Source organism: Micromonospora sp. NPDC049891 (genome assembly GCF_040660295.1).
Lineage (GTDB): Bacteria > Actinomycetota > Actinomycetes > Mycobacteriales > Micromonosporaceae > Micromonospora.
Map to the genome: position 1 here is coordinate 107,119 of NZ_JBFAML010000004.1, position 20,365 is coordinate 127,483.

Sequence of the window (20,365 nt, forward strand, 5' to 3'; positions counted from 1 at the left end):
GGAATTTGTCTTCCCGAAATGGGGTCGCCCGCTGTTCCGGCGTACCCCTGCCGTATGTCACCCTGGCTCCGCAAACGTGACCACTTCGATCGACAAGGTGTCGGCGTCAGGGAGGCGGCATGGCCAGGCGCGTCTATCTGCATATCGGTGCGCCGAAAACGGGAAGCACCTATGTGCAGAACGTGCTCTGGAACAACTGCTCCGCTTTGCAGGACGCGGGCATTCTGCTGCCGGGCAGTCCCGTGGCGCACGACCAGGCGATGGCCGACCTGCGCGCGGCACCCTGGCGGGACACCGACGTCTACTGGACCTGGGACCGGCTGGCCGAGAAGGCGCGCAGCTGGCCCGGTGACGTGATCATCAGTAACGAGGGGCTGGGCGCGGCGACCGGTGCGCAGGCCGCCCGGGCGGTGGAGAGCCTGGAAGCCGCCGAGGTCCACGTCATCGCGGCCGGTCGCGACCTGTGGCGTACCTTCCCGTCCTTCTGGCAGCAGAGCATCCGGGCTCGCAGTGGTTGGCGTTTCGGGGCCTTCATGCGTGCGGTGGAGGAGGGCAGGGCCGAGGCCTTCTGGAACAATCACACCGCGCCGCGGATGCTGCGCCGTTGGGGCGATCTGGTCCCCGCGGAGCACCGGTACCTGGTGACGGTGCCTGCGCCCGGCGCCCCACGGGACCTGCTGTGGCACCGGTTCGCCGGGATCCTGGGGATCCCCGACGGGGTGTGCGAGCTGGCGGAGCCGACCTCGAACCCGTCGCTCGGCGCGGCCGAGATCGAACTGCTGCGTCGGGTCAACCTGACGTTGGGCGACAGGTACCCGCTGCGGACGCCGTACCAGAAGGTGGTCCACCGGCACCTGGTCGACGCCGTGCTGAAACGGCGCGAGGGGGTGACCTTCGGCGTCGGCCTGGACCGGGCCGACTGGGTGCGCGAGCTGGCCGAGCAGCAGATCAAGGAGCTTCAGGACTACCCGTGCCGGATCGTGGGTGACCTCGACGAGTTGCGGCCGACCATGATGCGGCAGAGCATCAGCCCCGACGAGTTGAACGACGAGCAGTTGCTCCAGGTCGCCGTCGAGACGATCGTCGGCATGCTGGCTCACGCCGATGCCCTCAGCCAGCCGCCGCCCGACGACCACGACAACGTGAACGTTCTCTCCCGCCTCCGGACCCGGGCGGCCGGCGGTGTGAAACGCCGGCTGCGCCTGGCCACCCGCCGCGAGTCGTAGCCCGGCCCGCCGTCGTCGTGTCCGACCACGACGGTGGTGACGGTTCGCAGGCCAGCCCGGGGCCGATGGTCCGGGGCCGCTCACCGGCGCGGTACCGGTTATTTTGTGAGCACGCACCGGCAGCCGGCCGTGGCGTCGACGAGACCGGGCACCTGCGCCATTGACTGTCGCTGTCGGGATGGCCGTCGCCGCCCGGTCATCACCGCGCGCGTCCGGGCGTGAGTCCCCGAGGGGTGAAGACCCGCACCGGCCGCCGACGAGAACGGAGCAACACCACATGAGCCCTCCTGAACATCCCCCTGCGGCCGGCGGGACCGTACGGTCGGAGGCGGTGGATCCGCGCCGCGTCGTCCAGGTTGGGGAGGGTTCCACGGCCACCGTCGCGCTACGGCTGCGCAACGAGTCGAGCCCGCAGGAACTGCGTGCCGTGATCACGCCCGACGACGCGCGCAAGCTGATCGCCGCCGGCGTCACCCTCACCGTCGAGGAGTCCCCGCAGCGGATCTTCCCCACGGCCGAGTACGAAGCCGCCGGGGCCCGGATCGCACCGGCTGACAGCTGGGGCGACGCTCCCGCCGACGAGATCGTGGTCGGGCTGAAGGCGCCCGGCCCGCTGCCCTCGGCACTGCGCCACCGTCACGTCTTCTTCGGCCACGCCTACAAGGGGCAGCAGGGCGGCGAGGCGCTGCTGCGCCGGTTCGTCGAGGGCGGCGGGACGCTGCTCGACCTGGAGTACCTCACCGACGACAGCGGTCGGCGGGTGGCCGCCTTCGGGTACTGGGCCGGGTACGTCGGTGCCGCGCTGGCGGCCCTGCACGCCCGAGGGAACCTGGTGCCGCCGCTGCGGGCCACCTCCCGGGCGGAACTGGACGAGGCCCTGGGCGAGGGCTCGGATGACCAGGTGCGCGCGTTGGTCATCGGTGCCCTGGGCCGCAGTGGTCAAGGCGCTGTCGCGGCGCTGTCGGTCGCGGGGATGGCGGTGACCGCGTGGGACCTCGCGGAGACCCGCCGGCTCGACCGGGCCGCTGTCCTCGGACACGACGTCCTCGTCAACACCGTGCTGACGCAGGTGCCGGCGCCGCCGTTCGTACGCCCCGAGGACCTCGACGACCCGCACCGCCGGCTGACCGTCATCAGCGACGTCACCTGCGACGTGACCTCCGAGTGCAACCTGCTGCCGATCTACGACCGCACCACCGACTGGGCGCAGCCGGTGCGACGACTGCGGACGACGAAGCCGCTCGACCTCATCGCCATCGACAACCTGCCGTCGATGCTGCCCCGCGAGGCGAGCACGGCGTTCTCCGCCGACCTGCTGCCACACCTGCTGACGCTCGGCGCCGGATCGCCGGTCTGGCGGCGGGCGCACGACCGTTTCGTGGCGGCCTCGGCCGCGCTGTACGAGGAACTCGGGAGGAAATCGTGACGGTGACTGTGACCCCGCCGACGGGGCGGGTGCACTGGCTCGGCACCGGGCTGTCGACCGGAAGCGGTCTCGGCATCGTCTGCGACCTCGGCGTGCAGACCACGGTGTGGGGCCGTACCGAGGCGAAGGCCGAGGCCTGCCTCGACCGGCTCGGCCTGGCCGGGCGAGCCGGTACCCGGGCCTACACCCCGGACGCGCTCGCCGCCGAGGTGGCGGCGGGTGACCTCGTGGTCTCGATGCTTCCCGCCACCGAACATCCGACGGTGCTACGGATCTGTGTGGACCGCTCGGCGCATTTCGCCAGTTCGAGTTATGTCACGCCCGAGGTGGCCGTACTGGCCGGGGAAGCTGAGCGGGCCGGGCTGGTCGTGTTGACCGAGGCGGGGCTGGACCCGGGCATCGATCACCTGTTGGCCCACCAACTTGTGGAGATGGCGGAGCAGGCGACCGCCGACGCCGGTGCGGTCACCGCCCGCTTCGCCTCGTACTGCGGCAGCTTCCCGGCGGTGCCGAACGATTTCCGGTACCGCTTCAGCTGGGCCCCGCGCGGCGTGTTGACCGCCCTGCGTGCCCCGGCCCGCTACGTCGAGGACGGTCGGGAGCGGACCGCCGCCCGCCCGTACCGCAGCATCCGTGAGGTGGTGCTGGACGGGGAGCGGTTCGAGGTGTATCCCAACCGGGACAGTGTCCCGTTCATCCCCACGTACCGGTTCCCGTCCTCGTGGAAGGTGGACACCTTCGTCCGGGGCACGATCCGGCTCGACGGTTGGAGCGACGCCTGGGAGCCGGTCTTCACCGAGCTGGAGACCGGCAGCGACGAGCAGATCGACCGGCTGGCCAGCCAACTCGCCGAGCGGTACCCGACCACCAGCGACGACCACGATCGGGTGGTGATGTACGTGATGCTGGAGGTGACGACCGCTGACGGGCGCGGCTGGTCCGGCGAGTACCGGCTGGACATCCAGGGGGACCGTCACGAGAACGCCACCCCGCGGTCGGTCTCGGTGACGTTGGCCGGTGGCATCGCGGACCTGCTGGCGGGGCGGATCCCACCCGGTCTGCACCAGGCCGCCACCGGCGGGGAGGCGGTACGGCGGTGGCTGGACTTCCTCGCCGGCCACGGCATCACCTGCGAGCTGCGCGTGCCGGCGACGGGACGCGATCCCGACGCAGCCTGAGTCGCACCGGCCTGCCCGGCACGTGTCGCCGGCCGGGCGGGCCGGGCTGCCGTCTACCGGGTGTCCGCGGCCAGGTCCAGCAGGGTACGGACGACGGCGTTGCGGGCGAGCGGGATCTTGAAGGCGTTGTCCGACTGTGGTCGGGCGTCGGCGAGTTCGGCCGCCGCGGCCCGATGCAGCCGCTCCTCGGTGACCGGTCCGCCGCGTAGGAGGTCCTCGGCGCGGGTCGCCCGCCACGGCTTGTGCGCGACGCCGCCGAGCGCGATGCGCACGTCGCGTACCCGCCCGTCGGCGATGTCGATCGCGGCGGCCACGGAGACCAGCGCGAACGCGTACGAGGCCCGGTCCCGGATCTTGCGGTACCAGGAGCGGGTGGCGAACGGCAGCGGCGGCAGGTCCACGGCGGTGATCAGTTCTCCGTGGGCCAGCACGTTGTCGGCCTGAGGCTCGGCGCCGGGTAGCCGGTGCAGTTCGGTCAACGGGATGTTCCGGCCGCCGTCCGGGCCGAGGGTCTGCACCGTGGCGTCCATGGCGGCCAGCGCGACGGCGAGATCCGACGGTTGGGTGGCGATGCAGTCCGGTGAGGCGCCGAGAACGGCCAGGTCCCGGTTGTGTCCGTCGATCGCGGAGCAGCCGGTGCCGGGCTCGCGCTTGTTGCACGGCGTGGTGACGTCCTGGAAGTAGAGGCAGCGGGTGCGTTGCAACAGATTGCCGCCGACGGTGGCCAGGTTGCGCAGCTGGGTGGAGGCACCGCTCACCACGGCCTGGGCGATCACCGGGTAGCGGTGCCGGATCAGCGGATCGGCGGCCAGGTCGCTGTTGGAGACTCCGGCACCGACGCGTACCCCGCCGTCGGGTAGTTCCTCGATCGACCGGGAGGTCACCCCGCGGATGTCGACGAGCAGGTCCGGGCGGGCCACGTCGAGCTTCATCAGGTCCACCAGGTTGGTGCCGCCGCCGAGGTAGGCCGCCTGTGGCGAGCCGGCCAGCAGGGCGACCGCGCCGGCCGGGTCGGTCGCGCGGGCGTAGCGGAACGGCCTCATGAGTCGGCCACCTCCTGGATCGCGGGCACCATGTTGGCGTAGGCGGCACAGCGGCACAGGTTGCCGCTCATCCGTTCCCTGATCTCGTCGGGGTCGGCGGCCAGGTCGACCGGGCCGTCGGGTGGCCCGTCGCCGGGGGTGTCGAAGGTCGCCGCGCTGGGTCGACCCGCCGCCGCCTCCGCCAGCATGGCGACGGCGGAGACGATCTGCCCGGGAGTGCAGTAGCCGCACTGGAAGGCGTCGTGGTCGATGAAGGCACGCTGCACGGGGTGCAGGCCGTCGGCGGCCAGACCAGCGGCCGTGACGATCTCGCATCCGTCGTGTGCCACCGCGAGGGCGAGACAGCTGTTGGCGCGCTGCCCGTCGAGCAGCACCGTGCACGCACCGCACTGCCCGTGGTCGCACCCCTTCTTGGGGCTGGTGTTGCCAAGCCGTTCACGTAGCGCGTCGAGCAGTGTGGTGCGGGTGTCGACGGCGAGTCGGTGGTCGACGCCGTCCACCCGAAGGGTGACCTCGGTTTCCATCTTCAGCCTCCCCGGGGCGGTCGTGGCGTGTCGGCCACGCCATCCCATTAAAGGGATCTTTCATCATCAAAGCTGTAAGAAGCGGTAAAAATGGGCGCAAGGATTGCCGGCTGAAGGGCGTCGACGTGTTGGCGGAGGTGTGGCCGTTCGTCCAGCAGCGCCACGGCGCCGGTCAGCGCGTGGTGCTGGCCCGACTGGTGCGACGATCCGGCCCGGGCTCGCGCCCGCTCGGCGCCACCATGGCCGTTGCCTCCGACGGCGGTTGGACCGGGTCGGTCTCCGGCGGCTGCGTGGAGGCGACCCTGCTGGACGAGGCCCGTGCGCTCATCGACGGAGCCCACGCCCGACTCACCTCGGTCAGCCCCGGTGCCGACCTGATGCCCTGGGAATCCGCCCCGGCCTGCTCCGGTGAGCTGGGCGTACTGCTCTGCCCCGTGCCGGCCGGCCCGGTGTACGCGGCCATCGGCGCGGCGCTCGCCACCCGCCGTCCACTCGCGCTCAGCGTCGAGCTCCGGGAGCCGTTCCGTTGGTCGGCGGCGGCGGATCGGCACGGGCTGCCGGACGGCGACGACCACTTCGTCGAAGAGTTGATCCCCGGTCCACTGCTGCTGGTGGTCGGCGCCACCGACCTGGCCGCCGCGCTGGCCGCCCTGGCGGTTCCGATGGGACGCCGGGTCGTCGTGGTCGATCCACGACCGGCCTACGCCCAACGGGAACGGGTGCCGGACGCCGACGACGTGATCTGCGTCTGGCCGGACGAGTGGCTGGCGGCGGGTCATCTCGGCCCGCGAGACGCGGTGCTGGTGCTGACCCACGACCCACGCATCGACGACCGGGCGTTGCGTGCCGCGCTGGCCGGACCGGCCGGCTACGTCGGTGCCCTGGGCAGCCGCGCCACGCACGCGCGGAGGCTGGCCCGGATGGCCGGCACTCCGGGCCTCGACCGGCTCGCCGGCCCGGCGGGGCTGGACCTCGGCGCGGCTTCCCTCGCCGAAACGGCGCTGTCGATGCTCGCCGAGGTCATCGCCGTCGGCAACCGCCGCGGCGGCGGCCGGTTGCGGGACACGCAGGGCGCGATCCGGCCGGTCGACCGGGTGAGGGCCGGCGAACTGGTGCTCGGCGAGGCAGACCCGAGCAGGTGAGCGGACACCCGAGGGTCTCCTGTTGACCGGCCGGTGGCCGTCTCGCGGTCAGCTCGCGCTGCCACCATGCCTCTACCAGGTGGGGGTGGCACACCTCGGTGCACACCTCGCCACCGAGGTGCCGCAGGTGTGGCGCCGGGCGCAGGTGACTACCTGGGGCCGGTGGGCCGTGGGCCCTGGGTGTCGCGAGTGGCCATCAGAATGAGATCGGCGATCGCCTCCGGGTGGGTGACCATGGCCAGGTGCGAGGACTCCACCTCGATCGTGGTCGCTCCCATCCGCTCGGCGAGGAATCGTTCGAGCTCCGGTGCGCTGGTCCGGTCCTGGGTGGAGATCGAGTAGTAGCAGGGTTTGTCGCGCCAGGCGGCCGTGCTCGTGCGGGCGCTGAACAGCTCACCGGAGATCGGTCCCTGTACGGCGTAGAGAGCCCGCGCTCGGACCTGGTCGACCCCTCCGGCGAAATCCTCAAGGAATGCCTGCTCGCTGAGCTGGGCGTAGCCGTCCGAATGCACCAGCCCGGCGTTGGCGGGCGGGGTGGGGAACCGGGCGGCGAGGGCGGTGAAGTCCTCTCCCGCATCGGGTGCGCGGGCAGCGACATAGACCAGGGCCGACACGTTCGGGTGGTCACCCGCCTCGCTGATCACCGTGCCGGCCCAGGAGTGGCCCACGAGTACGGTGGGCCCGTCCTGTCGGTCCAGGGCGCGGCGGGTAGCGGCGGCATCGTCGGCCAGTGAGGTAAGCGGGTTCTGCACAGCGGTGACCCGCAGTCCGGCTCGCTGGAGGATGGGGATCACGTCAGACCAGGACGACCCGTCCGCATACGCGCCGTGTACCAGCACCACGTTGCGGGAGGGCCGGGGCGCCGCTGAGTCGCTCAATGGCGGACCTCCACGTTCGAGAGTGTCTCCAGGTAACTCGGATGCTATTGGCGATCGGCCAGACAGATCATGGTTCTGGCGATTTGTCAGCCACCTCCTTCTCGCGACCAGCGTCCAGCCGCAGAGCCCGCCGGTGGTATCGGGTTCTGGCGGTATTGCCGCGGCCCTTCGGTAAGCATCGGACGCATGATGACCACCTCGGCCGTACGGCATCGCCTCGCCGGCTGGTTGACGCCCCCGGACGCCCGGCCGGTGCGGCTGTGGCCGCTGGCCGTGGTGGCGGTGCTGGTCACCGCCTCCGCCGGGCTCGGTGTGCTGCCGCGGTGGCCCGGCGTGGTGCACCTGGTCGGGCTGCCTCCGCTGGACCTCTACGGCGACCTGCGTCTGCTGCTCACCTGGGCTCCCTCCTGGCCGCTGTTTCTGGTGGGCCTGGCCGTCGTGTTGACCCTGCGGGTCTGCGTCCTGGTGCTGATGCTGGGCGGGTTCACCCGGGCCCGGGTGCGCTTCGCGTTGATCTTCTACCTGGTCGCGCTTCCGCTGCTGCTTGTCGCCGCCGAGGCCGTGTACGCGGCTGCGGCGCTGCTCTACTCCCGGCTGTTCTGGCCGGCGCTGACCGTGGTGGCGGTGCTGGTCATGCTGGCCGGCCCGGTGCCCTGGCAGGGCGGTGACCGGTTCCGTGGGGTGCTGGCGGGTACGGCCCGTGCCGGCTTCCGGGCCCCGGCGATGCTGGGGTACGCGGTGGCCGTCGCCGTGGTCGGGGCGCTGGCCACCGCGGCGCCCGCCGTGGCGGTGTGGCTGGTGCCCGCCTCCGCGTTGGCCACCGCGGCGACGATCCGGGTGCTGAGTCGGCCGGCGCCGCGTCGAGCGATGTGGCGGCTGGCCGGGGTGCTGGCGCTGGTGCTGGTCGCGGCGACGGTGTTCGTCGCGACCCGGCCGGTCGAACCGGGGGAGCCGGCGCAGCCTCGGGCCGGGTCGATCCTGCTGATGTCCGGCATCAACTCCGCGTCCGGGCGCGGCACCATGTTCAGCAGCCGCACCGACCAGTTGGGCTACGACTGCGACCGGACCTTCTACTTCTCCTACGCCGGGCCGGGCGACGGGCAGCCGCGCGGCCGGGCGCTGTGCCCGATCGACACGGGTGCACCCTACGGGCCGGCGGACACCCAGCGTCCCTTCGACGAGCAGGTGGAAGTTTTCGCCGAGCAGGTCCGGCAGTTGCCGCGTCCGCTGGTGGTGATGGGCCATTCACACGGTGCCTGGGTGGCCTGGGCGGCGGTGACCCGCGACCTGGCGCCCGAGGTGGACGTCCTGGTGCTGGTCGGCCCGTTCCCGGAGAGCATCGTCGGTTATCCGCCACCGGGCCGCAACGAGCGGGGCCGGGTGGCCGGCGACCTGCTCCGGCTGCTGGTGCCCGTGGCCGACGCGGTGGATTTCGAGTTCGAGTCGGACGCCCCGGCGGCCCGCGAACTGCTGGCCGAGGCGAACAACGTCGCTCGCCTGTTCGACCGGCAACTGCCGGCGGAGACCCGGGCGGTGAGTCTCACCTCCACCACCGACCTGCCGCTGATGCCGGACGGATGGCGGTTGCCTGTCGAACGTAACGTCTGCCCGCTGCGGGTGGCGCATCCGTACCTGCCCGACCGGCCGGCTTTCTACCGGGAGGTGAACCGGTTCCTCGACGGTGAACCGCCGTTGGGCTGCCCGCCGTGGCGGGACTGGGGACGACCGCTCGCGTTGCCGTTCGGCGTCCCCGCCGCCAGCCGTTTCGACTGAGCTGACGACGGCAGGCGGCGACCGGGGCGACGGATGCGGGACGGCAGGCGGCAAAAGCGGGGCCGCCAAATGCCAGCAAAACATAGGATAAGGCTCATAACAACGGGGGGCGGTATGGGCAGGCGGGATCGGGTCGTGGTGGTGACCGGTGCGTCGAGCGGCATCGGGCGGGCCTGCGCCCTGCGCTTCGCCGAGGCCGGCGGGGCACTTGTGGTGACCGCCCGCCGCGCCGACGCGCTTGAGGAACTGGCCACCGAGTGCCGGGGACGCGGGGCCGACGTGCTGGTGGCACCGGCCGACGTCACCGACGCCGAGGCGATGGACCGGGTGGCCGCGGAGACGGTGGCGCGGTTCGGACGCGTCGACGTCTGGGTCAACAACGCCGGAGTCAACATGTACGGGCGCACCGAGGAGGTGCCGGCACGGCTGTGGCACCGGGTGGTCGAGACGAATCTGTTCGGCGTGTACCACGGGACCCGAGCGGTGCTGCCGTGGTTCCGTGAGCAGGGCGGCGGCACCCTGATCAACGTCTCCTCGGTGCTCGGGCACACCGGTTTCCCGCAGCAGAGCGCGTACGCGGCCAGCAAGCACGGCATTCGCGCGCTGAGCGACTGCGTACGCCAGGAGTCGCTGGACGTGAAGGGGATCGTGGTCTGCACCGTCCTGCCGGGCCCGGTGGACACCCCGCTGTTCCGGGTGGCGGCGAACTGGACCGGCCGTAAGGTGGTGCCGCCGGGGCGTCCGGTCTCCGCCGACCGGGTGGCCGCCCAGGTGCTCCGCTGCGCCGACCATCCCCGCCGGGAGGTGCCGGTCGGTGGTGCGAGCCGGTTCGGCGTCCTGGCCGCCCGGATCGTCCCCGGGATGGTGGAACGGGCCGGTGCGCGGGTGTTGAGCCGGCAGCATTTCGCCGACCAGCCGACCGCCCCCAGCGAGGGGAACCTCTTCGAACCGCCGGACTTCGGTGCCCGGGTCGACGACGGGTGGCGTGCCGGGTCGCGCCGCCGGTCACGCTTGTCGCGCGCGCTGCTCGTCACCGGCCTGCTGCTCGGCGTCGCGGCCGTGATCGCGACGGCGCGAGCCGGTGTCGCGGGGCAGCCGATCGTGGGCCGGTACGCCCGATGACGGCGCTGACCCGCCCCGGCGAGGTCCGCGACCTGGCGCATGACCTGCGTCCCCTGCCGCCGGGCGTCGAGCTGCCCGGGCCCGAGGAGCACACCGTGGCGGTGCCCGCTCCTGCGGCCTGGCGGTCCCGGACCGACGTCCACGGGTCCGCGTCCTGGCGGATCCGGGGCCTGCGGTGGGGCACCCGCTCGGTCCGCCCGCCGATCGTGCTGGTCCACGGCCTCGGGGTGGCCGCCCGCATGGTGGCACCGACGGCCCGGCGGCTGGCCACCGGCGGTCTAGTGTTCGCCCCGGACCTGCCCGGCTGCGGTCGCAGCGACAAGCCGAGACCGGTACCGACGATCCCCGAGCTGGGTGAGGCGTTGGCCGCGTGGTTGCGGGCCAGCACCTCGGGTCCGGCGGTGCTGGTCGGCGTCTCCATGGGCAGCCAGGTCGTCCTCGACGTGGCGCTGCGTGTCCCGGCGGCGGTCCACGCGGTGGTGCTGGCCAGCCCGATCGTCGAGCCCGCGCGTCGGCGGTGGCGCAGCCAACTGTGGCGGTGGCAGGTGGAGCAGGCCACGCAGTCCCTGCGACTGCGGGCGATCCAGGCCGGCGACTACCGGCGGGCCGGGATCGGCCGGGTGCTGCGTACCTTCTCGTCGGCATTGTCGGAGCGTCCGGAAGAGACCGTCGGCCGGCTGCGGGTGCCGGTGCTGGTCTGCCGGGGCACCCGCGATCCGCTCGTCTCCGACGGCTGGGCCCGGGACCTGCGCGCCCGTTGCGGCGGCGATCTGGTCACCCTTCCCGGTGTGGTGCACGCGATGAGCCACGACAACCCGGTGGAGCTGTCCCGCGTGGTGCTGGGGTTCCTGGACCGGATCGAGCGCCGACGGCGGGCGGGGGAGTGACCCGTGGGAAATGAGCCGAACTTCCTGGCCAGCTTCGACTCGGCGTCGGCGATGCTGATGGCCACCGCCAGATACCTGCGCGGGGAGCCGTTCCCCGCGCTGGGGCAGCCGACGGCGCTCAGGCCGTTGGTGAAGCTCACCGACGTACTGCCCCGCCGGTTGCGCGAGTTGGCCTTCATCGGCTCGGGCATGACCGAGGCGGTGAGTCCCCGGCGGATGCGCGGCATCGACGTGGAGGACGTCAACGAGTGGGTGGTGAGCGAGTATCCTCAGCGCTCCTACCCGGCGGTGCTGATCGGCTCGTCGTGCGGTGCCCTGGTGCACCTGTGCGCGGCGCTGGGGATGCCCTGGTTGCCGCAGACCTTCTTCATCCCGGTCCGGCAGTGGGTGCATCCGGACGACCCGACGACCGCGATGCGCAAGGGAATGCGGCCCGGCCGCGCGCTGCTGGCGGCGAACCCCGACATCCAGCTGCATCACATGCACGACGCCAACCAGGACCGGTTGATGGTGCGGGCGTTGACGTACTTCCGGTACAAGCGGCAGGTGCTCGGGCCGGCGTACGAGCGGTTCCTGCGTTCGACGTTGGAGCCGGGTGGGACCATCGTCATCTCCGACTGCCGGCGTCGGTGGCGTACCACCAGCCTCGGCAGCCGGCACGTGTTCCAGCACGGGGCCGTGGGCGGCGCCACCGAGCAGGAGTTCCACGCCGGCGGTGAGCGGGTCGCCGAGTACCTCGAGCGGTACGACTCGCCGGTGCGCCGCTGGCACGGTCCGGAGCCGGACAGCCTCAGCCCCGAGGCTGAGTGGGGGTTCGCCCCGGCCCTCGGCGAGGACATCGAGCGGTTCGCCCGCGAGCACGGCTACCAGGTGCGGCGGCTGGTCTTCGACACCCCGGCCAAACCCTCGCCGATGGTGGCCGACCTGTACCGGTGGTGGTACCGACGGCGGCGGATCCCGGCCAACCGGCTGTTCGTGGAGTCGTTCATCGTGCTGGCGCCGTGGTGGACGCTGCGCACCGGCACGGTGCCGTTCTGGATGACGTTCAACATGGAACCGTCGCTGCGTGACGTGCAGCAGTACCTGGACGACCGGGAGCCGTTCGACGAGATCGACCTGGCGCTGTTCCAGCACGGGGTGGAGGCGGTGGGCGCGCCGTCGGCCGACGACTGGCGGGCGGTCACCGCGCGGGCCCGCCGTCGCGGCCGGTACGTCGGCCGGGACCTGGACACCTATCCCTATGAGATGTCCATCTTCGCCCGCTACGACGAGGCGCTGCGTGAGATCCCGGCGCGGTACCCGATTCCGGGCGCGCTGACCCTTGACGAGTTCGACGGGTTCCTGGCTGAGCAGGACGACTACCCGGGTGTGCGCTGGGAGTCGCTGTCGGTGCGAGCCTGATAGATACCCAATTTACACCAAATGCCCCGCCACTCTCCTCCGGCCGCTGTCGTTGCAAACGGTGTGCGTAGGACGGGAGGGTCGGGGTCACGCGGCCCCGACCGCTCCCACGCTGGAGGGAGCGCAGCTCTGAACCGGATCGCAGGAATGATCATCGCTGCGGGGGGCGGCCGCCGCATCGGCGGGCCGGAGGCCCTGCTGCACCAGGGCGGCAAGCCACTTGTCGACCAGATGATCGACACGCTGACGGAGGCGGGCTGCGGGCAGATCGTGGTCGTCCTGGGCGCCGCGGCCGACCAGGTCCGCGAGACCGCCGACCTGAGTCGCGCCACGGTGGTGGTCAACCGTGCCTGGGGCACCGGCGTCGGTTCGTCCATCCGGGCCGGCCTCGCCGGCATTGACGACGACCGGGTCGAGGCAGCGGTGGTGGTGCCGGTGGACATGCCGGGGCTCACCGCCGCGGCGGTGAGCCGGGTCGCCGCGCTGCCCTTCCCCGACGTGCTGGTCTGCGCCACCTACAACGGCCTGCGCGGCTACCCGATGCTCTTCGGCCGTCGGCACTGGCCGGGCATCGCCACCCTGGCCAGTGCCGACGTCGGCGCCCGCCCGTACCTGCTGGCGCACAAGGACCAGATCGTCGACATCGCCTGCGACACGGTGGCCGACGGCAGTCGCGTCGACACCCCCGAACTCATGGCCCTCTACGGCCTGACCGTCCCCGAACAACGCGTACCCGTCTAACCCCCCGCCCTGCCCCGTTGATCATGAGGTTAACGGCAGTTTGAAGATCAGCTGGTGCCGCCAACCTCATGATCAACGAGGGCAGGGCAGGGCAGGGTGGGGCGGGGTGGGGAGCGGGTTAGGGGAGGCGGTTGGTGGTGGTCAGGTGGCGGTACCAGTGGGCGGAGTCTTTCCAGGTGCGCTGTTGGGTGTCGTAGTCGACGCGGATGATGCCGAAGCGGCGGTCGTAGCCGTAGGCCCACTCGAAGTTGTCCAGCAGGGACCAGACGAAGTAGCCGCGGACGTCGGCGCCAGCGGCCATCGCCTCGTGCGTGGCGGCGATGTGCCGGTGGAGGTAGTCGATCCGGCGGTCGTCGTGGATCGCGCCGTCCGGCGACACGACGTCGTCGAAGGCGGCGCCGTTCTCGGTGATCATCAGCGGTAGGTCGGGATACTCGCGGTGCAGGCGCCGCAGCAGCTCGGTCAGCCCGGCCGGCTCGATGTTCCAGCCCATCGCCGTGTGCGGGCCGGGCTGGGGCAGGAACTCGACAGTTTCCGAGCCGACCCAGGCCGAGTGCGCCGAGCGGCCGTGACCGTCGGAGTGCGACTTGGGCGACACACCGTCCCAGGCACGGACCAGCGTGGTCGAGTAGTAGTTGACGCCGAGCACGTCCAACGGCACCGCGGCGGTGCGCTCGTCGCCGTCGCGGACGAACGACCAGTCGGTGACGGCGGCGGTGTCGGCGAGCAGGTCCGCCGGGTACACCCCGTCGAGCATCGGGCCGAGGAACGCCCGGTTGGCCAGGGCGTCGATCCGCCGTGCCGCGTCGGCGTCGGCGGCCGAATCCGAGGCCGGTCGGATGACGTGCAGGTTCAGCGTGACCGACAGCTGCGCCGCCGGTGCCAGGTCGCGGATCACCCGGCCGGCCAGGCCGTGTGCCAGGTTCAGATGGTGTACGGCGGCCAGCGCCGCGGCCGGCTCGGTCCGCCCCGGCGCGTGCACCCCGGAGGCGTACCCGAGATAGGCCGAGCACCACGGCTCGTTGAAGGTGGTCCAGGTGTGCACCCGGTCGCCGAGCGCGCCGACGATCTTCGTGGCGTAGTCGGCGAAGCGTGCGGCGGTGTCCCGGGCCGGCCAGCCGCCGGCGTCCTCCAGTTCCTGCGGCAGGTCCCAGTGGTACAGCGTCGCCACCGGCCGGATGCCGAGGTCGAGCAGCCGGTCCACCAGACGGGAGTAGAAGTCCACCCCGGCCTGGTTGAGTGCGCCCGAGCCGCCGGGCTGCACCCGGGGCCAGGCGATGGAGAACCGGTACGCCCCGAGCCCGAGCGCGGCGAGCTGGTCGAGGTCGTCGGCCCAACGATGGTAGTGGTCGGCGGCCACGTCCCCGGTGTCTCCGTTCAGGGTGCGGCCCGGGGTGTGACTGTAGGTGTCCCAGATCGACGGCCCTCGTCCGTCCTCCCGGACCGCGCCCTCGATCTGGTACGCCGCCGTCGCCGAACCCCACACGAAACCGTCGGGAAAGACCACATCGGTCACCTCGCCACCTCCGTCACCTCGCACGCGTACCCGGACGACGCCCCCGCCACCAGCTCGGCGCTGGCCGTTCCGTCCTGGTAGGACACTTCGAACTCGGTCGCCGGCCCACCGTCGGGCGCCGGCACCCGTACCCGGGTCCGCTGCCCCGCCACCGGGGCGAACAGGCGCAGCCGGACTCCGTCGGCCCAGGCGTAGTCGGGTCGGTCGGTGACCGAGCCGACCGGGATGACCGACCCGGGCCGGGCGAGCACGGGAACGCTGTCGAAGTCGTGCTTCTCGGTCATCCAGCCGGGTCCGGTGACCTGGGCACCGCTGAGCAGGTGGGTCCAGGTGCCGGCGGGTACGTAGTAGGTCACCTGGCCGTCGGCGCTCATCACCGGTGCGACAAGCAGGTCCGGACCGAGCATGTACTGCCGGTCGAGGTAGGCGGCGGTCGGATCGTCAGGGAACTCCAGGATCATCGGCCGCATCACCGGTACGCCCTCGCGGTGGGCCTCCTCGGCCGCCGCCGCCAGGTACGGCATCAGGCTCAGTTTGAGCCGGGTGAAATGGCGCAGCACGTCGACCGCCTCGTCGTCGTACGCCCACGGCACCCGGTACGAGCCGGAGCCGTGCAGCCGCGAGTGCGAGGAGAGCAGACCGAAGGCGATCCAGCGTTTGAACACCGCCGGGTCGGGGGTGCCCTCGAAGCCGCCGATGTCGTGGCTCCAGTAGCCGAACCCGGAGGCGGCCAGCGACAGCCCGCCGCGCAGCGACTCGGCCATCGCCACGAATGTCGACTCGCAGTCGCCGCCCCAGTGCACCGGGAACTGCTGACCGCCGGCGGTCGCCGAGCGGGCGAAGACGACCGCCTCGCCCTCCCCGCGTTCGGCCGCCAGCAGCTCGAAGACGGTCTTGTTGTACAGGTACGCGTAGTAGTTGTGCATCCGCTGTGGGTCCGAACCGTCGTGCCAGAGTACGTCGGTGGGGATGCGCTCGCCGAAGTCGGTCTTGAAGCAGTCGACGCCCATGTCCAGCAGCACCTTGAGTTTGCCGGCGAACCAGTCGACCGCGTCCGGGTTGGTGAAGTCGACGAGCGCCATGCCGGCCTGCCACTTGTCCCACTGCCAGACCGAACCGTCCGGGTTGCGGACCAGGTAGCCGGCCTGCCGGCCCTCCTCGAACAGGTACGACCGCTGGGCGATGTACGGGTTGATCCAGACGCACACCTTCAGGCCACGCTCGTGCAGCCGGCGCAGCATCCCCTCCGGGTCGGGGAAGGTCGCCGGGTCCCAGATGAAGTCGACCCAGTGGAACTGCCGCATCCAGAAGCAGTCGAAGTGGAACACCGACAGCGGCAGGTCCCGTTCGGCCATCCCGTCGATGAACTCGGTGACCGTCTTCTCGTCGTAGGAGGTGGTGAACGAGGTGGACAACCACAGCCCGTACGACCAGGCCGGCACCCGCGCCGGCCGGCCGGTGAGCGCGGTGTACCGCCGCAGCACGTCTTTCGGGGTGGGTCCGTCGATCAGGTGGTACGTCAGCGACTGCCCGGGCACGCTGAACTGGGTCTGCGACACCACCTCGGAGCCGACCTCGAACGACACGTGCTCCGGGTGGTCCACGAAGACCCCGTAGCCGGCGCTGCTGAGATAGAACGGCACGTTCTTGTACGCCTGCTCGCTGGCGGTGCCGCCGTCGGCGTTCCAGATGTCGACGGTCTGGCCGTTCTTGACGTACGCGCCGAAGCGCTCGCCCAGCCCGTAGATGGTCTCGCCGACGCCCAACGCCAGCCGCTCGTGCACGTACTTGTTGCCCTCGCCGTCGGTGACCGCGCCGATGCTGCGCTCGGTGGACGAGGTGACCAGCCGGTCGCCGCGCAGGAAGTCCACCCGCCACGGCCCGGTCAGCGCGACCCGGACGGTCAGCTCGCCGGTGGTCAACCGCGCGCTGAGCCCGGTGATCTCCACCTGTACGGGATGTGCGGTGTTCTCGGCCAGGGTGAACCGGGGTTGCTTGGGCAAGCCGCCGGTGTGGTGGCCGATGGTCACCCCGACCACGCCGGGCGCGGGGGAGAAGAACCGTACGGTGATCACCGGCCGGTTGAGGGTGTCGCCGCGCCCGGTGATGCGTCCGATCGGTGCGAAGACGGTGAAGGAGCGTTCGTCCGGCTCCACCGACTCCACCGTGCCGGGGCGCAGCACGGTGACCCCGGGACGCAGTTGCCAGTACCCGTCGGTGAACTTCACTTGTCGGCTCCTGCCGTGATGCCGCGCGAGAGGGTGCGCTGAAAGATGAGGAAGAACAGGATCGCCGGAAGGAGGCTGATGAGCGCCCCGGCGTTTGTGGTGGGGGCGTCCATCAGCCGGTCGCCCTGCAACGAGGCCAGCGCGACCGGGACGGTCTGCGTCTGGTTGTCGATGAGCATGACCAGCGGGATGAGGAACTCGTTCCAGGTCCAGATGAAGAAGAAGACGAGCAGCACCGAGATGGTGGGCCGGATGTTGGGCAGCACCACCCGCCACAGGATCCGCCACCGGCCGGCCCCGTCGAGCGCGGCCGCCTCCAGCAGGGTGCGGGGGAAGGTGCCGAGTACCGAGGCGAGCAGGTAGGTGCCGAAGGCGGCCTGGATGACGGTGAAGATGATGATGACCGCCAGGCGGGTGTTGTAGAGCCCAGCCTGCTTGGCGAAGTGGTAGAGCGGGTAGATCAGCGCCTCCTGTGGCAGCATGTTGGCCAGCAGGAAGAGACCGATGATCCAGAGCCGGCCGCGGACCCGGCCGATGCCCAGGGCGTACGCGCTGAGCAGGGACACGACGACCGCGAGGACCGCCACCGAGCCGGAGATGAGCACCGAGTTCCACAGCTTCACCGGGAAGTCGACCTGCTCCCAGTAGGTGCGCAGGCCGGTGGTGTAGAACTCGCTCGGCCAGCTCAACGGGCCGTTCGTCGAATAGTCGCCAGGTGACTTGAAGGCGTTGAGCAGCATGAACGCGAACGGCACCAGCATGGCCAGCGCCGCGACGCCGACCGCGACGAGCACGATCCAGCGCCCGACGCCGCGACGGTGCCTGTCGCCCGCGCGTCGGGCGACCGGGGGTCGGGTGGTGAGGGTGATCGCCATCAGAGCACTCCGTCCCGTCGCTCGGCACGGTTCTGCGCCCTGATGAACAGCACCGCCACCACGACGATGATCAGCGTCAACACCATCGAGATCGCCGAGCCGTAGCCGACCTGCAACCGCTTGAAGAAGGTGAAGTAGGCGAAGTAGGAGGGCACGTTCGTGGCGTTCTCCGGGCCGCCCCGGGTCAGCGCGAAGATCGGGCCGAAGACCTTCATCGCGGCGATGGTGCAGGTGAGTCCGACCACGAACGTTTCCGGCCGGATCTGCGGCAGGGTGATGGCCCGGAACCGCCGGAACCAGCCGGCCCCGTCGATCTCGGCCGCCTCGTACAGTTCCGGATTCACCCGTTCCAGGGCGGCCATGAACACCACCACCGGATAGCCGAGCTGCACCCAGATCATCACGGCCATCACGGCGGGCAGCGCGGTGTTCGGATCGCCCAGCCAGTCATGCGCCAGCGAGCCGAGCCCGACCGCGTCGAGCAGCCCGTTGAGGGCGCCGTCGGGGCGGAGGATCCAGCCCCAGACGATGCCGGCCACCACGACCGGGAGCACCTGCGGCAGGTAGAAGGCGGCCCGTAGCGCGGCGGCGGTGCGGGGCCGGAACTTACGGCCGATGGTGTCGAAGAGCACCGCGGCGAGCAGCAGCCCGACCAGGGTGGGCACCACCACCATCGCCACGATCATCGCGACGGTGTTCTTGAACGAGGTCCAGAAGACGTCGTCGGTGAGCAGGTTGCGGTAGTTGTCCAAACCGATGAAGGTGGGGTCGCCGACCCCGGACCACCTGGTGAGCGACAGGTAGCCGGTGTAGACGAGCGGGACGCCGATGACGAGTAGGAAGAGCACCGCGCCGGGCAGCAGGTAGAGCCAGTACGCGGCGGAGGAGCGGCCGGGCCGTCGGGGGCCCTTGGCGGTCGGGGTCGATGGTGACGCGCTCGCCCGGGGCGGGGCGGCGGTGTCGGGCAGAGCCATGGGAGGTCCTTCCGCGCCGGGGCGGGCGCGCACCGGTGACCCGGTCACGCGGGTCGACACCCGCCCCGGCCGCCGCTCAGTCGCGCTTGATCTCCGCGACGCCGTCCTGGTACGGCTTGGCGATCGCGTCGAGGACCTGGTCGGGGGTCCTGGACTGGTTGATCAGGCTCTGGAAACCGGAGACCAGTACGTCGTAGTAGCCGGGGACCGGCCAGTCCGGGTAGAACGCCAGGCCGTCCTGGGAACTGATGGTGTTGAAGTTCTCGATCAACCTGCGGTCCTTCTCGTCGCTTATCGACGCCGGGTCACCGGAGACCGGTACGCCACCGTTGTTGCCGATCAGCGCCTGGATCTCCGGACGCAGGGTGATGTCGATGAAGTCGTACGCCAGGTTCTTTGCCTTGCTCGTCTCCGGGACCACCCAGAGGTTGCCCGACGACCCGGCGTGCATGGTGTTGCCGGGAAAGAGGAAGCTGTCCCAGTCGAACTTGATCTCGCTCTTGAACCGGCCGTACCACCAGCTACCCGACACGATCATCGGCGCCTTGCCGGAGATGAAGGCGGTGCCCATGTCCTCGGCCTTCAGGCTGGCCGAGTCCTTGGCGACGTAACCCTTGCCGACCCACTCGGCGAAGGTCTCCGCGCCGTACCTGACCGGGTCGGCCGTGAAGTCCACCGGGTTGGCGTAGAGCTGGTAGTTGTCGACGAAGGCCCGGTCTGCGCGGGAAAGGGCGAGCTGGTAGAAGAGCTGGCCGGCCGGGTACTCGGCACCGGACATGCCCAGCGGGGTCACGCCCTTGGCGACGAAGGTGTCCATCGCCGCGGTGAAGTCGGCAAAAGTCGTCGGGACCTCGACGCCGTGCTCGGCGAAGAGTTCCTTGTTGTAGTAGACCATCACGTATTCGCCGTAGTTGGGCACGCCGTACCAGTTGCCGGAGCCCATCACGCCGTTGTCGTACCGCGCGGTGGTCTGAAGGCTGGGGCTCAGCGCCTTGTCCCAGCCGCGCTTGGTCGCCTCCTCGGTCAGGTCGGTGAGCAGGCCCTGCGAGGAGAGCAGCCCGGAGGTGGCGTTGCCCTTGTTGTACTCCATGATGTCCGGGCCCTCGGACGAGTTGATGATCATGCCGGCGTTCTGCTGGATCTGCTCGAACGCCTTGCGCTCGAAGCGCACCTCGACGCCCTCGTGCTCTTCCTTGAAGATCTCGATGGCCCGGTCCCAGGCGATCCCCATCGCGCTGTTCGCACTCTCGTAGTGCCAGAGCTTGAGGACGTTCGCGTCACCACTGTCGTCGCCGTCGCCGCCGCAGGCGGCCAGGCCGGTCGCCGTGAGCGCGGCCACCATGGCCACCACGGCTACTCTGCGGAATCGTCGCATTGCTAGTCTCCCTGATGAGTATCGAGCCGGTACTCCGTCAAGCCCGTCGTCGCGTG

The 20,365-nt window shown here is 70.9% G+C and carries 17 protein-coding genes; 9 read left to right on the forward strand and 8 right to left on the reverse strand.

The window, feature by feature from the left end; genetic code table 11:
* The first annotated feature begins 119 nt into the window (after positions 1–119).
* The 3 genes from AB0I71_RS07815 to AB0I71_RS07825 all read left to right on the forward strand — a co-directional run bounded on the left by AB0I71_RS07815 (position 120) and on the right by AB0I71_RS07825 (position 3,830).
* Positions 120–1,226: a hypothetical protein gene (locus AB0I71_RS07815; RefSeq protein ID WP_357582467.1), complete on the forward strand. Its 1,107-nt coding sequence runs from the start codon at positions 120–122 to the stop codon at positions 1,224–1,226.
* 331 nt (positions 1,227–1,557) lie between these two features.
* Positions 1,558–2,652: a saccharopine dehydrogenase gene (locus AB0I71_RS07820; protein WP_357582468.1), complete on the forward strand. Its 1,095-nt coding sequence runs from the start codon at positions 1,558–1,560 to the stop codon at positions 2,650–2,652.
* On the forward strand, positions 2,649–3,830 hold the full coding sequence (locus AB0I71_RS07825; RefSeq protein WP_357582469.1) for a saccharopine dehydrogenase family protein: 1,182 nt from the start codon (positions 2,649–2,651) through the stop codon (positions 3,828–3,830). Before AB0I71_RS07820 ends, AB0I71_RS07825 begins: the two co-directional genes overlap by 4 nt.
* Positions 3,831–3,883: 53 nt before the next feature.
* Here the strand turns inward: AB0I71_RS07825 and AB0I71_RS07830 are convergent, their stop codons facing one another.
* Positions 3,884–4,873 carry a xanthine dehydrogenase family protein subunit M gene (locus tag AB0I71_RS07830; RefSeq protein WP_357582470.1) on the reverse strand — a complete coding sequence of 330 codons (990 nt, stop codon included), beginning with the start codon at positions 4,871–4,873 and terminating at the stop codon, positions 3,884–3,886.
* A complete protein-coding gene (locus AB0I71_RS07835) occupies positions 4,870–5,397 on the reverse strand; it encodes a 2Fe-2S iron-sulfur cluster-binding protein (protein WP_357582471.1) in 528 nt (175 codons plus the stop codon). The genes AB0I71_RS07830 and AB0I71_RS07835 overlap by 4 nt, the downstream gene beginning before the upstream one ends.
* 125 nt (positions 5,398–5,522) lie before the next feature.
* On the opposite strand from AB0I71_RS07835, the gene AB0I71_RS07840 reads away from it, so the two are divergent.
* Entirely contained in the window at positions 5,523–6,539 is a 1,017-nt protein-coding gene (locus tag AB0I71_RS07840; RefSeq protein ID WP_357582472.1) for an XdhC family protein, read from the forward strand.
* 149 nt (positions 6,540–6,688) lie between these two features.
* On the opposite strand, the gene AB0I71_RS07845 is transcribed toward AB0I71_RS07840, so the two are convergent.
* Complete coding sequence (locus tag AB0I71_RS07845) at positions 6,689–7,417, reverse strand: alpha/beta hydrolase (protein ID WP_357582473.1); 729 nt, start codon at positions 7,415–7,417, stop codon at positions 6,689–6,691.
* Positions 7,418–7,603: 186 nt separating this feature from the next.
* On the opposite strand from AB0I71_RS07845, the gene AB0I71_RS07850 reads away from it, so the two are divergent.
* The 5 genes from AB0I71_RS07850 to AB0I71_RS07870 all read left to right on the forward strand — a co-directional run bounded on the left by AB0I71_RS07850 (position 7,604) and on the right by AB0I71_RS07870 (position 13,341).
* Complete coding sequence (locus AB0I71_RS07850) at positions 7,604–9,190, forward strand: hypothetical protein (protein WP_357582474.1); 1,587 nt, start codon at positions 7,604–7,606, stop codon at positions 9,188–9,190.
* Between the two features lie 114 nt (positions 9,191–9,304).
* Positions 9,305–10,312 (forward strand): SDR family NAD(P)-dependent oxidoreductase, encoded by a 1,008-nt coding sequence (locus AB0I71_RS07855; protein ID WP_357582475.1) that lies wholly within the window; start codon positions 9,305–9,307, stop codon positions 10,310–10,312.
* Positions 10,309–11,199, forward strand: a complete 891-nt coding sequence (locus tag AB0I71_RS07860) for an alpha/beta hydrolase (RefSeq protein WP_357582476.1) — start codon at positions 10,309–10,311, stop codon at positions 11,197–11,199. Before AB0I71_RS07855 ends, AB0I71_RS07860 begins: the two co-directional genes overlap by 4 nt.
* A 3-nt stretch (positions 11,200–11,202) precedes the next feature.
* A complete protein-coding gene (locus tag AB0I71_RS07865) occupies positions 11,203–12,600 on the forward strand; it encodes a hypothetical protein (protein WP_357582477.1) in 1,398 nt (465 codons plus the stop codon).
* A 147-nt stretch (positions 12,601–12,747) separates the two neighbouring features.
* Positions 12,748–13,341: an NTP transferase domain-containing protein gene (locus AB0I71_RS07870; RefSeq protein WP_357582478.1), complete on the forward strand. Its 594-nt coding sequence runs from the start codon at positions 12,748–12,750 to the stop codon at positions 13,339–13,341.
* A 118-nt stretch (positions 13,342–13,459) separates the two neighbouring features.
* Here AB0I71_RS07870 and AB0I71_RS07875 read toward each other — a convergent pair whose 3' ends face one another.
* From AB0I71_RS07875 to AB0I71_RS07895, 5 genes are all read right to left on the reverse strand, one after another.
* A complete protein-coding gene (locus AB0I71_RS07875; protein WP_357582479.1) occupies positions 13,460–14,857 on the reverse strand; it encodes a GH1 family beta-glucosidase in 1,398 nt (465 codons plus the stop codon).
* A complete protein-coding gene (yicI, locus tag AB0I71_RS07880; protein WP_357582480.1) occupies positions 14,854–17,085 on the reverse strand; it encodes an alpha-xylosidase in 2,232 nt (743 codons plus the stop codon). Before yicI ends, AB0I71_RS07875 begins: the two co-directional genes overlap by 4 nt.
* A complete protein-coding gene (locus tag AB0I71_RS07885; RefSeq protein ID WP_357582481.1) occupies positions 17,082–17,960 on the reverse strand; it encodes a carbohydrate ABC transporter permease in 879 nt (292 codons plus the stop codon). Before AB0I71_RS07885 ends, yicI begins: the two co-directional genes overlap by 4 nt.
* Positions 17,960–18,934 carry a sugar ABC transporter permease gene (locus tag AB0I71_RS07890; protein ID WP_357582482.1) on the reverse strand — a complete coding sequence of 325 codons (975 nt, stop codon included), beginning with the start codon at positions 18,932–18,934 and terminating at the stop codon, positions 17,960–17,962. Before AB0I71_RS07890 ends, AB0I71_RS07885 begins: the two co-directional genes overlap by 1 nt.
* A gap of 76 nt (positions 18,935–19,010) precedes the next feature.
* Positions 19,011–20,309 carry an extracellular solute-binding protein gene (locus AB0I71_RS07895; protein ID WP_357582483.1) on the reverse strand — a complete coding sequence of 433 codons (1,299 nt, stop codon included), beginning with the start codon at positions 20,307–20,309 and terminating at the stop codon, positions 19,011–19,013.
* Positions 20,310–20,365: the final 56 nt, after the last annotated feature.

What these genes read in the sequence shown, in the direction of transcription:
- AB0I71_RS07855 (WP_357582475.1), top strand. Translation starts at nt 9,305, where the DNA reads ATGGGCAGGCGGGATCGGGTCGTGGTGGTGACCGGTGCGTCGAGCGGC.
- AB0I71_RS07830 (WP_357582470.1), bottom strand. Translation starts at nt 4,873, where the DNA reads ATGAGGCCGTTCCGCTACGCCCGCGCGACCGACCCGGCCGGCGCGGTC.
- AB0I71_RS07860 (WP_357582476.1), top strand. Translation starts at nt 10,309, where the DNA reads ATGACGGCGCTGACCCGCCCCGGCGAGGTCCGCGACCTGGCGCATGAC.
- AB0I71_RS07850 (WP_357582474.1), top strand. Translation starts at nt 7,604, where the DNA reads ATGATGACCACCTCGGCCGTACGGCATCGCCTCGCCGGCTGGTTGACG.
- AB0I71_RS07885 (WP_357582481.1), bottom strand. Translation starts at nt 17,960, where the DNA reads ATGGCGATCACCCTCACCACCCGACCCCCGGTCGCCCGACGCGCGGGC.
- AB0I71_RS07870 (WP_357582478.1), top strand. Translation starts at nt 12,748, where the DNA reads ATGATCATCGCTGCGGGGGGCGGCCGCCGCATCGGCGGGCCGGAGGCC.
- AB0I71_RS07835 (WP_357582471.1), bottom strand. Translation starts at nt 5,397, where the DNA reads ATGGAAACCGAGGTCACCCTTCGGGTGGACGGCGTCGACCACCGACTC.
- AB0I71_RS07890 (WP_357582482.1), bottom strand. Translation starts at nt 18,934, where the DNA reads ATGGCTCTGCCCGACACCGCCGCCCCGCCCCGGGCGAGCGCGTCACCA.
- AB0I71_RS07815 (WP_357582467.1), top strand. Translation starts at nt 120, where the DNA reads ATGGCCAGGCGCGTCTATCTGCATATCGGTGCGCCGAAAACGGGAAGC.
- AB0I71_RS07895 (WP_357582483.1), bottom strand. Translation starts at nt 20,309, where the DNA reads ATGCGACGATTCCGCAGAGTAGCCGTGGTGGCCATGGTGGCCGCGCTC.